The 13,501-nt window shown below is 71.5% G+C and carries 13 protein-coding genes; 12 read left to right on the top strand and 1 reads right to left on the bottom strand.

From position 1 onward, the window contains the following. Nucleotides 1-136: 136 nt before the first annotated feature. A complete protein-coding gene (locus tag ACIOWN_RS08485) occupies nucleotides 137-2,335 on the bottom strand; it encodes an elongation factor G-like protein EF-G2 (RefSeq protein WP_362347044.1) in 2,199 nt (732 codons plus the stop codon). A gap of 225 nt (nucleotides 2,336-2,560) precedes the next feature. Between ACIOWN_RS08485 and pgsA the strand changes: the two genes are divergently transcribed. The 12 genes from pgsA to secD all read left to right on the top strand — a co-directional run bounded on the left by pgsA (nucleotide 2,561) and on the right by secD (nucleotide 13,500). After that, on the top strand, nucleotides 2,561-3,289 hold the full coding sequence (gene pgsA / locus ACIOWN_RS08480; protein WP_362347242.1) for a phosphatidylinositol phosphate synthase: 729 nt from the start codon (nucleotides 2,561-2,563) through the stop codon (nucleotides 3,287-3,289). Beyond that, on the top strand, nucleotides 3,286-4,215 hold the full coding sequence (locus tag ACIOWN_RS08475) for a phosphatidylinositol mannoside acyltransferase (RefSeq protein ID WP_362347046.1): 930 nt from the start codon (nucleotides 3,286-3,288) through the stop codon (nucleotides 4,213-4,215). Before pgsA ends, ACIOWN_RS08475 begins: the two co-directional genes overlap by 4 nt. Next, nucleotides 4,212-5,375 (top strand): glycosyltransferase family 4 protein, encoded by a 1,164-nt coding sequence (locus ACIOWN_RS08470; RefSeq protein ID WP_362347047.1) that lies wholly within the window; start codon nucleotides 4,212-4,214, stop codon nucleotides 5,373-5,375. Before ACIOWN_RS08475 ends, ACIOWN_RS08470 begins: the two co-directional genes overlap by 4 nt. Nucleotides 5,376-5,450: 75 nt before the next feature. Further along, nucleotides 5,451-5,993: a hypothetical protein gene (locus tag ACIOWN_RS08465; RefSeq protein ID WP_362347049.1), complete on the top strand. Its 543-nt coding sequence runs from the start codon at nucleotides 5,451-5,453 to the stop codon at nucleotides 5,991-5,993. Between the two features lie 139 nt (nucleotides 5,994-6,132). Beyond that, a complete protein-coding gene (gene pdxS / locus ACIOWN_RS08460; RefSeq protein ID WP_358737491.1) occupies nucleotides 6,133-7,047 on the top strand; it encodes a pyridoxal 5'-phosphate synthase lyase subunit PdxS in 915 nt (304 codons plus the stop codon). Nucleotides 7,048-7,074: 27 nt separating this feature from the next. Beyond that, nucleotides 7,075-7,680, top strand: a complete 606-nt coding sequence (gene pdxT / locus ACIOWN_RS08455; protein WP_362347051.1) for a pyridoxal 5'-phosphate synthase glutaminase subunit PdxT — start codon at nucleotides 7,075-7,077, stop codon at nucleotides 7,678-7,680. A gap of 48 nt (nucleotides 7,681-7,728) precedes the next feature. Continuing rightward, a complete protein-coding gene (locus ACIOWN_RS08450) occupies nucleotides 7,729-8,481 on the top strand; it encodes a YebC/PmpR family DNA-binding transcriptional regulator (protein ID WP_362347053.1) in 753 nt (250 codons plus the stop codon). A gap of 175 nt (nucleotides 8,482-8,656) precedes the next feature. Next, the gene (ruvC, locus tag ACIOWN_RS08445; RefSeq protein ID WP_401981175.1) at nucleotides 8,657-9,259 is read left to right on the top strand and encodes a crossover junction endodeoxyribonuclease RuvC; all 603 of its coding nucleotides are present in this window, start codon (nucleotides 8,657-8,659) and stop codon (nucleotides 9,257-9,259) included. Continuing rightward, nucleotides 9,256-9,861 carry a Holliday junction branch migration protein RuvA gene (ruvA, locus tag ACIOWN_RS08440; RefSeq protein WP_100567853.1) on the top strand — a complete coding sequence of 202 codons (606 nt, stop codon included), beginning with the start codon at nucleotides 9,256-9,258 and terminating at the stop codon, nucleotides 9,859-9,861. The genes ruvC and ruvA overlap by 4 nt, the downstream gene beginning before the upstream one ends. 15 nt (nucleotides 9,862-9,876) lie before the next feature. Beyond that, a complete protein-coding gene (gene ruvB, locus ACIOWN_RS08435; protein ID WP_362347057.1) occupies nucleotides 9,877-10,959 on the top strand; it encodes a Holliday junction branch migration DNA helicase RuvB in 1,083 nt (360 codons plus the stop codon). Nucleotides 10,960-11,123: 164 nt separating this feature from the next. Continuing rightward, nucleotides 11,124-11,606, top strand: coding sequence for a preprotein translocase subunit YajC (gene yajC, locus ACIOWN_RS08430; RefSeq protein ID WP_362347059.1), 483 nt, complete (start codon nucleotides 11,124-11,126; stop codon nucleotides 11,604-11,606). Between the two features lie 133 nt (nucleotides 11,607-11,739). After that, on the top strand, nucleotides 11,740-13,500 hold the full coding sequence (gene secD / locus ACIOWN_RS08425; protein ID WP_362347061.1) for a protein translocase subunit SecD: 1,761 nt from the start codon (nucleotides 11,740-11,742) through the stop codon (nucleotides 13,498-13,500). The last annotated feature ends 1 nt before the right edge of the window (nucleotide 13,501 follow it).

Here is a 13,501-nt window from a genome sequence, read left to right as displayed (position 1 = left end):
TTCCCTGCCCCGCACACCTGTTGATCAGGTCATCAGGGTATCGGCAGCGGCGCGCGCGGACAGGCGGACGGCCGGAGCCGTCCACCTGCCCGCAACCATGCGTTCCAGTGCACCGGTTGTGCGCCGGGTGCGCCGACTATGAAGCTTCGCGCTCCTGTTGGCGTACGCGGTCGGCAACCTGGGGCGGCATCGGCTCGTGCCGCACGTAGCGGCGGTCGAAGCGGGCCGTGCCGTGGGACAGGGAGCGCAGGTCGATCGCGTACCGGCCGATCTCGATCTCGGGCACCTCGGCGCGGATCAGGGTGCGGCCGCTGCCCACCTGTTCGGTGCCGAGGACCCGGCCGCGCCGTCCGGACAGGTCGCTCATCACGGGGCCCACGTAGTCGTCGCCGACCAGCACGGTCACCTCGGCCACCGGCTCCAGCAGGTGGATCCGCGCGTCGGCGGCGGCCTCCCGCAGTGCCAGCGCGCCCGCCGTCTGGAAGGCCGCGTCGGAGGAGTCCACCGAGTGGGCCTTGCCGTCGAGCAGGGTGACCCGTACGTCGATCAGCGGGTGGCCGGCGGCGACGCCCTTGGCGGCCTGGGTCCGTACGCCCTTCTCCACCGAGGGGATGAACTGCCGCGGCACGGCTCCGCCGACGACCTTGTCGACGAACTCGATGCCCGATCCGCCCGGCAGCGGTTCCACCTCGATCTCGCAGATGGCGTACTGGCCGTGGCCGCCGGACTGCTTGACGTGCCGTCCGCGCCCCGCGGACCGGTCCGCGAACGTCTCCCGCAGTGAGACCCGGTGCGGTACGACGTCGACCTGGACGCCGTAGCGGCTGCGCAGCCGTTCCAGGGCGACGTCGGCGTGGGCCTCGCCCAGGCACCACAGCACCACCTGGTGGGTGTCCTGGTTCTGCTCCAGGCGCATCGTCGGGTCCTCCGCGACCAGCCGGGCCAGGCCCTGGGAGAGCTTGTCCTCGTCCGGTTTGCTGTGAGCCTGGATGGCCAGGGGCAGCAGCGGGTCGGGCATCTGCCAGGGCTCCATCAGCAGCGGGTCGTCCGTGGCGGAGAGCGTGTCGCCGGTCTCCGCTCGGCCCAGTTTCGCCACGCACGCGAGGTCGCCGGCGATGACGTGCGTCACGGGGCGCTGCTGTTTGCCGAAGGGCGTGGACAGGGCGCCGACCCGCTCGTCGACGTCGTGGTCCTCGTGCCCGCGGTCCGCCAGGCCGTGCCCGGAGACGTGCACCGTCTCGTCGGGGCGCAGGGTGCCGGAGAAGACGCGGACCAGGGAGACCCGGCCGACGTACGGGTCGGAGGACGTCTTGACGACCTCGGCGACCAGCGGCCCGTCCGGGTCGCACGGCCGCAGTTCGCGCGGGCCGCCGCCGACGGTGGTGACGGCGGGTGCCTCGTGCTCCAGCGGGGTGGGGAAGCCGCGGGTGACCAGTTCCAGGAGTTCCACGGTGCCGATGCCCTGCTTGGCGCCCTCGGCGGCGGGCGCGGCGGCCAGGACGGGGAAGAACGCCCCGCGTGCGACGGCCCGTTCGAGGTCCTCGATGAGCGTCTTGACGTCGACCTGTTCGCCGCCGAGGTAGCGGTCCATGAGGGTCTCGTCCTCGCTCTCGGCGATGATGCCCTCGATCAGCCGGTTGCGGGCCTCCTCCAGTTGCGGCAGCTGGTCGTCGCCGGGCTCGGACTCCTTGCGCTCGCCGGAGGAGTAGTCGAACAGTTTCTTCGTCAGCAGTCCGACCAGGCCGGTCACGGGTGCGTGCCCGTCGGGTCCCTGCGAGCCGCGCAGCGGCAGGTAGAGCGGCAGTACGGCGTCGGGGTCGTCCGCGCCGAACGCCTCCGCGCACACCCGTGTCATCTCCTCGAAGTCCGCGCGTGCGGCCTCCAGGTGGGTGATCACGATGGCGCGGGGCATGCCGACGGCGGCGCACTCCTCCCAGACCATGCGGGTGGAGCCGTCCACGCCGTCGGAGGCCGAGACGACGAAAAGGGCCGCGTCCGCGGCGCGCAGACCGGCCCTGAGCTCGCCGACGAAGTCGGCGTAGCCGGGGGTGTCGAGCAGATTGATCTTGATGCCGTCCCATTCGACGGGCACCAGGGAGAGCTGCACCGAGCGCTGCTGCCGGTGCTCGATGTCGTCGTAGTCCGAGATGCTGCCGCCGTCCTCCACGCGGCCGGCTCGGTTCACCGCTCCCGCGGTCAGCGCGAGAGCCTCCACCAGGGTCGTCTTGCCCGATCCGGAGTGGCCGACCAGCACCACATTGCGTACGGATGCGGGATGGTCGGCCGCCACTGCCCTGCCGGCGGCTCCGGGGTGGGTCTGCGTCTTGTCGCCCATGATCCTGCCTCCCGTTGAGGGTGAGGTCACTGTGGGCGCGGACACGCGGCACCGCGTGCACTGGCGGCTCCTGCGACGCCCGCGGTCCTTCGAGCTTTCCACTCCCGTCACGTCGCGTCCATACGAGGGACCCGATCCCGCCGCCCGCAGCGCTTGCGCGCGGCCGGCGGCCGGTGCTCGCGGAGTCGGGCGCCAGGCCGCCACGCACGCACGCGCGTGGCTACGATGGGCCAGCCGGTGGCCAGCAGGGGCCGCCCGGCGACACCGACCCTCGGGAAGGCCATGCTGAACAAGTACGCGCGTGCATTCTTCACGCGTGTCCTCACACCGTTCGCCGCGTTTCTCATCCGCCGGGGCGTGAGCCCGGACACGGTCACGCTCATCGGGACCGCCGGAGTCGTCGCGGGGGCGCTGGTCTTCTACCCGCGGGGCGAGTTCTTCTGGGGCACGGTCGTGATCACGCTGTTCGTGTTCTCCGACCTGGTCGACGGCAACATGGCCCGCCAGCTGGGCCGCTCCAGCCGCTGGGGCGCCTTCCTGGACTCCACCCTCGACCGGGTCGCCGACAGTGCGATCTTCGGCGGGTTCGCCCTGTGGTACGCGGGCCATGGCGACGACAACGTGCTGTGCGCGGTGTCGATCTTCTGCCTGGCCAGCGGCCAGGTGGTGTCGTACACGAAGGCCCGGGGCGAGTCCATCGGCCTGCCGGTGGCCGTCAACGGGCTGGTGGAGCGGGCCGAGCGGCTGGTGATCTCGCTGGTGGCGGCCGGGTTCGCGGGCCTGCACAAGTTCGGGGTGCCGGGCATCCAGTACCTGCTGCCGATCGCCCTGTGGATCGTCGCGGCGGGCAGTCTGGTCACGCTGATCCAGCGGGTCGTCACGGTGCGCCGGGAGTCGGCCGAGGCGGAGGCCGGCGCGGCCCGGCGCGAGCAGGGCAGCGGGGCGGCGAAATGACCGTCCGGGAGCGTCTCACCGACGGGCTGTACGGCCTCGGCTGGGGCACCGTGAAGAAGCTCCCCGAACCGGTCGCCGTACGGCTCGGCCGTACGGTCGCGGACCTCGCCTGGAAGCGGCGGGGCAAGGGTGTGCGGCGGCTGGAGGCCAACTACGCGCGCGTGGTGCCCGGCGCGACCCCCGAGCGCCTCGCCGAGCTGTCGCGGGCGGGCATGCGCTCGTACCTGCGCTACTGGATGGAGTCCTTCCGGCTGCCGGCCTGGAGCGCCGAGCGGATCCGGGCGGGCTTCGACCCCAAGGACGTGCACCATCTGACCGACGGCCTGGCGGCCGGCAAGGGCGTCGTCCTCGCCCTGCCGCACCTGGCCAACTGGGACCTGGCCGGCGCCTGGGTCACCACCGCGCTGGACACGCCGTTCACGACGGTCGCCGAGCGGCTGAGGCCGGAGACGCTCTACGACCGGTTCGTCGCCTACCGCGAGGGCCTCGGCATGGAGGTCCTGCCGCACAGCGGCGGCTCCGCGTTCGGCACGCTGGCCCGGCGGCTGCGCGACGGCGGCCTGGTCTGCCTGGTCGCCGACCGTGATCTGTCCTCCTCCGGGGTGGAGGTGACGTTCTTCGGCGAGAGCGCCCGGATGCCCGCGGGGCCCGCCCTCCTCGCCCAGCAGACGGGCGCGCTGCTGCTGCCGGTCACCCTGTGGTACGACGACTCGCCCGTCATGCGGGGCCGGGTCCATCCCCCGGTCGACGTGCCCGGGACAGGTACGCGGGCCGAGAAGACGTCCGTCATGACACAGGCGCTGGCCGACGCCTTCGCCACGGGGATCGCCGAGCATCCGGAGGACTGGCACATGCTGCAGCGCTTGTGGCTCGCGGACCTGGATCCCGGGCGGGGTCCCGCGGCTTCGGGGAAGGCGACGGCGTGAGGATCGGCATCGTCTGCCCCTACTCGTGGGACGTGCCCGGTGGCGTCCAGTTCCACATCCGGGACCTGGCGGAGTACTTCATCGGCCTCGGCCATGAGGTGTCCGTCCTCGCCCCCGCCGACGACGACACCCCGCTGCCGCCGTACGTCGTCTCGGCCGGCCGTGCGGTCCCGGTGCCGTACAACGGCTCGGTGGCCCGGCTGAACTTCGGCTTCCTGTCGGCGGCCCGGGTGCGGCGCTGGCTGCACGAGGGCCGGTTCGACGTGATCCACATCCACGAGCCGACCTCGCCGTCGCTGGGCCTGCTGAGCTGCTGGGCGGCCCAGGGCCCGATCGTCGCCACCTTCCACACCTCCAATCCCCGGTCGCGGGCGATGATCGCCGCGTACGCCATCCTCCAGGCGGCCCTGGAGAAGATCAGCGCGCGGATCGCGGTGAGCGAGTACGCCCGCCGCACCCTCGTGGAGCACCTCGGCGGCGACGCGGTGGTGATCCCCAACGGCGTCGACGTCGACTTCTTCGCCCGCGCCGAGCCGAGGCCGCAGTGGCAGGGGGACACGATCGGCTTCATCGGCCGCATCGACGAGCCCCGCAAGGGCCTGCCCGTGCTGATGAGGGCACTGCCCGCGATCCTCGCCGCCCGTCCGGGGGCCCGTCTGCTGGTCGCGGGCCGCGGGGACGAGGAACAGGCTGTGGAGGGGCTGCCGAGGGAACTGCGCTCGCGCGTGGAGTTCCTCGGGATGGTCAGCGACGAGGACAAGGCGCGGCTGCTGCGCAGCGTCGACCTGTACGTGGCCCCCAACACGGGCGGGGAGAGCTTCGGCATCATCCTGGTCGAGGCCATGTCGGCCGGGGCCCCGGTCCTCGCCTCCGACCTGGACGCCTTCGCCCAGGTCCTGGACCAGGGCAAGGCCGGTGAACTCTTCGCCAACGAGGACGCCGACGCGCTCGCCGAAGCCGCCGTGCGCCTGCTGTCCGACCCGTCCCGCCGGGCGGAGCTGCGCGAACGCGGCAGCACCCATGTGCGCCGCTTCGACTGGTCGACCGTCGGCGCCGACATCCTCTCCGTCTACGAGACGGTCACCGCCGGCGCGGCGGCCGTCGCCGCCGACGAACGCACATCGGGGCTGCGGGCCCGCCTGGGCCTGGCCCGCGACTGATCCCGCCCTCGCCGATCCACCCGGTGCGCGGATCCCCGGCCGCCCGGGCGGGGAGTCCCGGTAGCCTTGCCGCCCGTGACCGTAACGCTCATCTGGATTGTCGTCGCGCTCGTGGCCGTCGGGCTGTACCTGAGCTGGACGGCGGGGCGGCTCGACCGGCTGCACGCCCGTATCGACGCCGCGCGGGCCGCGCTGGACGCGCAGTTGCTGCGGCGGGCCTCGGTGGCGCAGGAAGTGGCCACCTCCGGTGTCCTCGACCCGGCCGCCTCCATCGTGCTGTACGAGGCGGCGCACGCCGCCCGGCAGGCGGAGGAGGACCAACGGGAGGTCGCGGAGAGCGAGTTGAGCCAGGCCCTGCGGGCCGTGTTCGCCGAGCCCCCGCAGGTCGAGGCGGTGCGCGAGGCGCCCGGGGGAGAGGAGGCGGCGCGCGAGCTGAGCGAGGGCGTGCGCCGGGTGCCGATGGCCCGCCGCTTCCACAACGACGCGGTGGGAGCCGCCCGCCGGCTGCGCGAGCACCGCAAGGTGCGGTGGTTCCGGCTGGCGGGACACGCCCCGTTCCCGATGGCCTTCGAGATGGACGACGAGCCGCCGGCGGCCCTCGCGGAGCGGGCCGCCTGACCGGGTACGAGGGGCCCGCTTTCGGGCGGTGCCGGGCGAAAAGGATCCACCGGGTCTCCATTGGCCCTTGCCGTGGACTGGTCCAATCCCGTTTCCTCGGTGGCGCACCACACCCTCTTCTCACCAAGTGAGGTCACCCGTGTCCACCACGATTCCCGACTCCGCCCGGACCCCCGAGACCGGTACCGCCCGTGTGAAGCGCGGCATGGCCGAGCAGCTCAAGGGCGGCGTGATCATGGACGTCGTCACGCCGGAGCAGGCGAAGATCGCCGAGGACGCGGGCGCCGTCGCGGTCATGGCCCTGGAGCGTGTCCCCGCCGACATCCGCAAGGACGGCGGCGTGGCCCGCATGTCCGACCCGGACATGATCGAGGGCATCATCGAGGCCGTCTCCATCCCGGTCATGGCCAAGTCCCGCATCGGCCACTTCGTCGAGGCCCAGGTCCTTCAGTCGCTCGGCGTCGACTACATCGACGAGTCCGAGGTCCTCACCCCGGCCGACGAGGTCAACCACTCCGACAAGTGGGCCTTCACCACCCCCTTCGTCTGCGGCGCCACCAACCTCGGCGAGGCCCTGCGCCGGATCGCCGAGGGCGCGGCGATGATCCGCTCCAAGGGCGAGGCCGGCACCGGCAACGTCGTCGAGGCCGTTCGCCACCTGCGCCAGATCAAGAACGAGATCGCCAGGCTGCGCGGCTTCGACAACCACGAGCTGTACGCCGCCGCCAAGGAGCTGCGCGCCCCGTACGAGCTGGTCAAGGAGGTCGCCGAGCTGGGCAAGCTCCCGGTCGTGCTGTTCTCCGCCGGCGGTGTGGCCACCCCCGCCGACGCCGCCCTGATGCGCCAGCTCGGCGCCGAGGGCGTCTTCGTCGGCTCCGGCATCTTCAAGTCAGGCGACCCGGCCAAGCGCGCCGCCGCCATCGTGAAGGCCACCACCTTCTACGACGACCCGAAGATCATCGCGGACGCGTCCCGCAACCTCGGCGAGGCCATGGTCGGCATCAACTGCGACACCCTCCCCGAGACCGAGCGGTACGCCAACCGCGGCTGGTAAGCACAGGCCCGCAGGTAGAAGAACCCCATGAACACTCCTGTCATCGGCGTCCTGGCACTCCAGGGCGATGTACGGGAGCACCTCATCGCCCTGGCCGCGGCGGACGCCGTGGCCAGGCCGGTGCGGCGCCCCGAAGAACTCGCCGAGGTCGACGGCCTCGTCCTCCCCGGCGGCGAGTCCACCACCATCTCCAAGCTGGCCGTCCTCTTCGGAGTGATGGACCCGCTCCGCGCGCGCGTGCGTGACGGCATGCCCGTCTACGGCACCTGCGCCGGCATGATCATGCTCGCCGACAAGATCCTCGACCCGCGCTCGGGCCAGGAGACCGTCGGCGGGATCGACATGATCGTGCGCCGCAACGCCTTCGGACGGCAGAACGAGTCCTTCGAGGCCGCCGTCGAGGTCAAGGGCGTCCCGGGCGATCCGGTGGAGGGCGTCTTCATCCGCGCCCCCTGGGTCGAGTCCGTCGGCGCCGGGGCCGAGGTGCTCGCCGAGCACGACGGCCACATCGTCGCGGTCCGCCAGGGCAACGCGCTGGCCACGTCCTTCCACCCGGAGCTGACCGGCGACCACCGTGTGCACGCCCTGTTCGTCGACATGGTGCGCGCGAACCGGACACCCGAGTCCTTGTAGGATTCCTGCGTTCGTTACGCAGACGGGTTACGCGAAGGAGACAGGCAGATGTCCGGCCACTCTAAATGGGCCACGACGAAGCACAAGAAGGCCGTCATCGATGCCAAGCGCGGCAAGCTCTTCGCGAAGCTGATCAAGAACATCGAGGTCGCGGCTCGCATGGGCGGCGTCGACCTGGACGGCAACCCGACGCTCTACGACGCCGTGCAGAAGGCCAAGAAGCAGTCGGTGCCGAACAAGAACATCGACTCGGCCATCAAGCGCGGCGGCGGTCTCGAGGCCGGCGGCGCCGACTACGAGACGATCATGTACGAGGGTTACGGGCCGAACGGTGTCGCGGTGCTCATCGAGTGCCTCACCGACAACCGCAACCGTGCCGCCTCCGACGTGCGTGTCGCCATGACCCGCAACGGCGGCTCCATGGCCGACCCGGGCTCGGTGTCGTACCTGTTCCACCGCAAGGGCGTCGTGATCGTGCCCAAGGGCGAACTGTCGGAGGACGACGTCCTGACGGCCGTCCTGGACGCGGGCGCCGAGGAGGTCAACGACCTCGGCGAGTCCTTCGAGGTGCTCAGCGAGGCCACCGACCTGGTGGCGGTGCGCACCGCCCTCCAGGAGGCCGGCATCGACTACGACTCCGCCGACGCCAACTTCGTCCCCACCATGCAGGTGGAGCTGGACGAGGACGGCGCCCGGAAGATCTTCAAGCTGATCGACGCGCTCGAGGACAGCGACGACGTGCAGAACGTCTTCGCCAACTTCGACGTCAGCGACGAGATCATGGAGAAGGTCGAGGCGTAGGACCGCCGCGGATCGCGGGCTTGGACGGGCCGGTGGGGACATTCCCGCCGGCCCGCCGTCGTCGCCGGTGGCACCCGCCGTCGTTGTCGGTGGCAGCGGATAGCCTGACGTCAGGCGAAGATCACTCAAAGATCGCCGCCATGACCACGACCACGTCACGAGGGGAGGGGCACGCGTGCGCGTACTGGGAGTCGACCCCGGACTGACCCGCTGCGGCGTCGGTGTCGTCGAGGGGGTCGCGGGCCGGCCGCTGACCATGCTCGGCGTCGGAGTCGTCCGCACCCCGGCGGACGCCGACCTGAGCCACCGTCTGGTCGCCGTGGAACAGGGGATAGAGCGCTGGCTGGACGAGCACCGCCCCGAATACGTGGCGGTGGAGCGCGTGTTCAGCCAGCACAACGTGCGCACGGTGATGGGCACCGCCCAGGCCAGCGCCGTGGCGATGCTCTGCGCCGCCCGCCGCGGCATCCCGGTCGCCCTGCACACCCCCAGCGAGGTCAAGGCCGCCGTCACCGGCAACGGCCGCGCCGACAAGGCGCAGGTCGGCGCCATGGTCACCCGGCTGCTGCGGCTCGCCGCGCCCCCCAGACCGGCCGACGCCGCCGACGCCCTCGCCCTGGCCATCTGCCACATCTGGCGCGCCCCCGCCCAGAACCGGCTCCAGCAGGCCGTCGCCGCGCACGCGGCCGGACACTCGACGACTACGACGACTACGACGACAAAGACGACTACGACGACTACGACGACTCCGACGACAACGAAAGGCCGTACGGCATGATCGCCTTCGTCAGCGGCACGGTCGCAGCCCTCGCCCCCGACGCCGCGGTGATCGAGGTCGGCGGCGTCGGCATGGCCGTGCAGTGCACCCCTAACACGCTGTCCACCCTCCGCCTCGGCCAGCAGGCCAGGCTCGCCACCTCCCTCGTCGTACGGGAGGACTCGCTGACCCTGTACGGCTTCGCGGACGACGACGAGCGCCAGGTCTTCGAACTGCTCCAGACCGCCAGCGGCGTGGGACCGCGGCTCGCCCAGTCGATGCTGGCCGTGCACACGCCCGACGCGCTGCGCCGCGCCGTCGCCACCGGCGACGAGAAGGCCCTCACCGCCGTCCCGGGCATCGGCAAGAAGGGCGCCCAGAAGCTCCTCCTCGAGCTCAAGGACCGGCTCGGCGAGCCCGTCGGCGCACCCGCCGTCGGCACCCCGGTCACCCAGGGCTGGCGCGACCAGCTGCACGCGGCCCTGATCGGCCTCGGATACGCCACCCGCGAGGCCGACGAGGCGGTGACCGCCGTGGCACCCCAGGCCGAGGCCGCCGGGGGCACGCCCCAGGTGGGCCAGTTGCTCAAGGCGGCCCTGCAGACCCTGAACCGAGCCCGCTGAGCCAGGAGTACGTGAGTGAACTGGGACGACACGACCGACACGCCCGCCGCCGGCCCCGCGGCGGAGCGGCTGGTGGGCTCCGCCGCGGACGGTGAGGACCAGGCCGTCGAGGCCGCGCTGCGCCCCAAGGACCTGGGCGAGTTCATCGGCCAGGAGAAGGTCCGCGAACAGCTCGACCTCGTGCTGCGCGCAGCCCGGGCGCGCGGCGCCACCGCCGACCACGTGCTGCTGTCCGGCGCCCCCGGCCTGGGCAAGACCACCCTGTCCATGATCATCGCGGCCGAGATGGACGCCCCCATCCGCATCACCTCGGGCCCCGCCATCCAGCACGCCGGCGACCTCGCGGCCATCCTGTCCTCCCTCCAGGAGGGCGAGGTGCTCTTCCTCGACGAGATCCACCGCATGTCGAGGCCCGCCGAGGAGATGCTCTACATGGCGATGGAGGACTTCCGGGTCGACGTGATCGTCGGCAAGGGACCCGGCGCCACCGCCATCCCGCTCGAACTGCCCCCCTTCACCCTCGTCGGCGCCACGACGCGCGCCGGACTGCTGCCGCCCCCGCTGCGCGACCGCTTCGGCTTCACCGCCCACATGGAGTTCTACGGGCCCGCGGAGCTGGAGCGCGTCGTCCACCGCTCGGCGAACCTCCTGGACGTCCGGATCGAGGGCGACGGAGCCGCCGAGATCGCCGGCCGCTCCCGGGGCACCCCGCGCATCGCCAACCGCCTGCTGCGCCGCGTCCGCGACTACGCGCAGGTCAAGGCCGACGGGACCATCACGCGCGAGATCGCCGCCGCGGCCCTGGCCGTCTACGAGGTCGACGCCCGCGGCCTCGACCGGCTCGACCGGGCGGTCCTCGAGGCCCTGCTGAAGCTGTTCGGCGGCGGTCCGGTCGGCGTGTCGACGCTCGCGGTCGCCGTGGGGGAGGAGCGCGAGACCGTCGAGGAGGTCGCCGAGCCCTTCCTCGTCCGCGAGGGCCTGCTCGCCCGCACCCCGCGCGGCCGTGTCGCCACGCCCGCGGCCTGGGCACATCTCGGCCTGACCCCGCCCGGCACGCAAGCTGCGGGAAACGGACAACAGGGCCTGTTCGGGGCGTGAGGGCTGCGGTATTGGCCCGGGGAGGAACCCAGGTGTCATGCTGAGCGTTGTTCATGCATGCGGACTCGCCTAGACTCCGCCGTTGCCGCCTTTGTAGGCAGTACACATACCCCCAACCAATCAGGCCGCTCCCCAGCGCGGTCGTGTGAAGGAAGTTCCGACCCGTGAGTCTCGTGACCCTCCTCCCGTTCATCGTGCTCATCGGGGCCATGTTCCTGATGACCCGGTCGGCCAAGAAGAAGCAGCAGCAGGCCGCGGACATGCGCGACCAGATGCAGCCCGGTAGTGGTGTCCGCACCATCGGGGGCATGTACGCCACGGTCAAGGAGGTCAACGACGACACGGTCCTCCTCGACGCGGGCCCGGGCGTCGAGCTGCTGTTCGCCAAGAACGCGATCGCGACCGTCCTGACGGACGACGAGTACAACCGCATCGTCCACGGCATCGAGCACGACCTGAAGTCCGACGCCGACCTCGTCCCCGACGACGCCTCCTCCCTCACCGGTACCGACGAGCCCGCCGACGCCTCCGACGACAAGGCCGTCGACCTCGGCAAGAAGGACGCGGCCGAGGAGCCGGCGGACGCCGCCGAGGCGAAGGCCGAGGACGAGCCGAAGAAGACCGACGGCGACGCCGAGACGAAGTAGTCACCACCCAGGGCGCGCGGCACCACCTGCGCGTGCCCTGGGTCGCGTCGACTTCACGCGGGATTCCGACACCATGTGATGGCCGTAGCCGAGCCCACCGGCGAGGAACGGCCCGAGAGGGAGTAACTAAAAGGTGGCTGTATCCAAAAAGGGACGCAGTGCGAGCGCCCAGAGCAAGCCGGGGCGCTCGCTGGCCCTCATTCTGATCGCCATCGTGGCGCTCACGGGAGGCATGTTCCTCACGGGCAACACCGCTCCGCGCCTGGGCATCGACCTGGCCGGCGGTACGAGCATCACGCTCCGGGCGGTTCCGGAGCGCGGTCAGGAATCCGCGATCAACAAGGCCAACATGGACACGGCCGTCAACATCATGGAACGGCGTGTCAACGGCCTCGGTGTCTCGGAGGCCGAGGTTCAGACCCAGGGGAACGACAACATCATTGTCAACATCCCCAAGGGCACCAACTCCAAGCAGGCGCGGGAGCAGGTCGGCACCACCGCCAAGCTGTACTTCCGTCCGGTACTCGCCACCGACATCTCCGGCGCCCCCCCGGCCGAGCCGTCGCCGAGCACCTCCCACAAGGCGACCGACAAGTCCACCGGCGGGGCGACCCCCTCCGGCTCCCCGAGCCCCTCGGCCTCCGAGACCCAGCAGGGCCGCCCGGTCACCGGCGCCCTGACGGCGGACGCCACCCCGTCCGCCGGCGGATCCCCGTCCGCCTCGACGAGCGCGTCGGCCCCGGCCGCCGCCAGCCCGTCCCCGAGCGGCGCCTCCGGTGACGCGAACAGCAAGCTCCAGGCCGAGTACGCCACCCTGGACTGCAGCAAGCAGTCCGTGCGCGCCACCGCGGGCAAGGGCGTGCTGCCCACCGAGTCGACGGTCGCCTGCGGCAAGAACTCGCAGGGCCAGTGGCAGAAGTACCTGCTCGGCCCCGCCGCGGTGGACGGCACCGACGTGAAGAAGGCGGACGCCGTCTTCAACACGCAGAACGGCTCCGGCTGGATCGTGACCATGGAGTTCACCTCCAAGGGCGCCAAGAAGTTCGCCGACATCACCGGCAAGCTGGCCCAGAACCCCTCGCCGCAGAACCAGTTCGCCATCGTCCTGGACGGCGACGTCGTCTCCGACCCGTACGTCCACGAGGCGCTGACCGGCGGCAGCGCGGAGATCTCCGGCCACTTCACCCAGGAGAGCGCGCAGGGCCTCTCCAACATGCTGTCCTACGGCGCGCTGCCGCTGACCTTCAAGGAGGACAGCGTCACCACCGTCACCGCCGCGCTCGGCGGTGAGCAGCTGCACGCCGGCCTGATCGCCGGCGCCATCGGCCTCGCCCTGGTCGTGATCTACCTGGTGGTCTACTACCGCGGGCTGGCGATGATCGCCATCGCCTCCCTGATGATCTCCGCGGTCCTCACGTACACGCTCATGTCGCTGCTCGGCCCGACCATCGGCTTCGCGCTGAACCTGCCGGCCGTGTGCGGTGCGATCGTCGCGATCGGTATCACCGCGGACTCGTTCATCGTCTTCTTCGAACGCATAAGGGACGAGATCCGCGAGGGCCGCTCGCTGCGCCCCGCCGTGGAGCGCGGCTGGCCGCGGGCCCGGCGCACGGTCCTCGTCTCGGACTTCGTGTCGTTCCTGGCCGCCGCCGTGCTGTTCATCGTGACCGTCGGCAAGGTGCAGGGCTTCGCGTTCACGCTCGGTCTGACCACGCTGCTCGACGTGGTCGTCATCTTCCTGTTCACCAAGCCGCTGATGACGATCCTCGCCCGCCACAAGTTCTTCGCCAGCGGCCACACCTGGTCCGGTCTGGACCCCAAGCGCCTGGGTGCGAAGCCTCCGCTGCGCCGCACCCGCCGGTCCTCCGCCCCCATCGAGACGAAGGAGGCGTGAG

It is taken from the genome of Streptomyces sp. NPDC087787, from assembly GCF_044743035.1.
In the GTDB taxonomy this organism is placed as follows: Bacteria; Actinomycetota; Actinomycetes; order Streptomycetales; family Streptomycetaceae; genus Streptomyces.
Note: the sequence above shows the minus strand (reverse complement) of the source record. Positions and strands in the feature narration are given on the sequence as shown.

Coding starts and splice junctions, on each gene's coding strand:
- ACIOWN_RS08485 (WP_362347044.1), bottom strand. CDS start 2,335: ATGGGCGACAAGACGCAGACCCACCCCGGAGCCGCCGGCAGGGCAGTG.
- pgsA (WP_362347242.1), top strand. CDS start 2,561: ATGGGCCAGCCGGTGGCCAGCAGGGGCCGCCCGGCGACACCGACCCTC.
- ACIOWN_RS08475 (WP_362347046.1), top strand. CDS start 3,286: ATGACCGTCCGGGAGCGTCTCACCGACGGGCTGTACGGCCTCGGCTGG.
- pdxT (WP_362347051.1), top strand. CDS start 7,075: ATGAACACTCCTGTCATCGGCGTCCTGGCACTCCAGGGCGATGTACGG.
- ACIOWN_RS08450 (WP_362347053.1), top strand. CDS start 7,729: ATGTCCGGCCACTCTAAATGGGCCACGACGAAGCACAAGAAGGCCGTC.
- ruvA (WP_100567853.1), top strand. CDS start 9,256: ATGATCGCCTTCGTCAGCGGCACGGTCGCAGCCCTCGCCCCCGACGCC.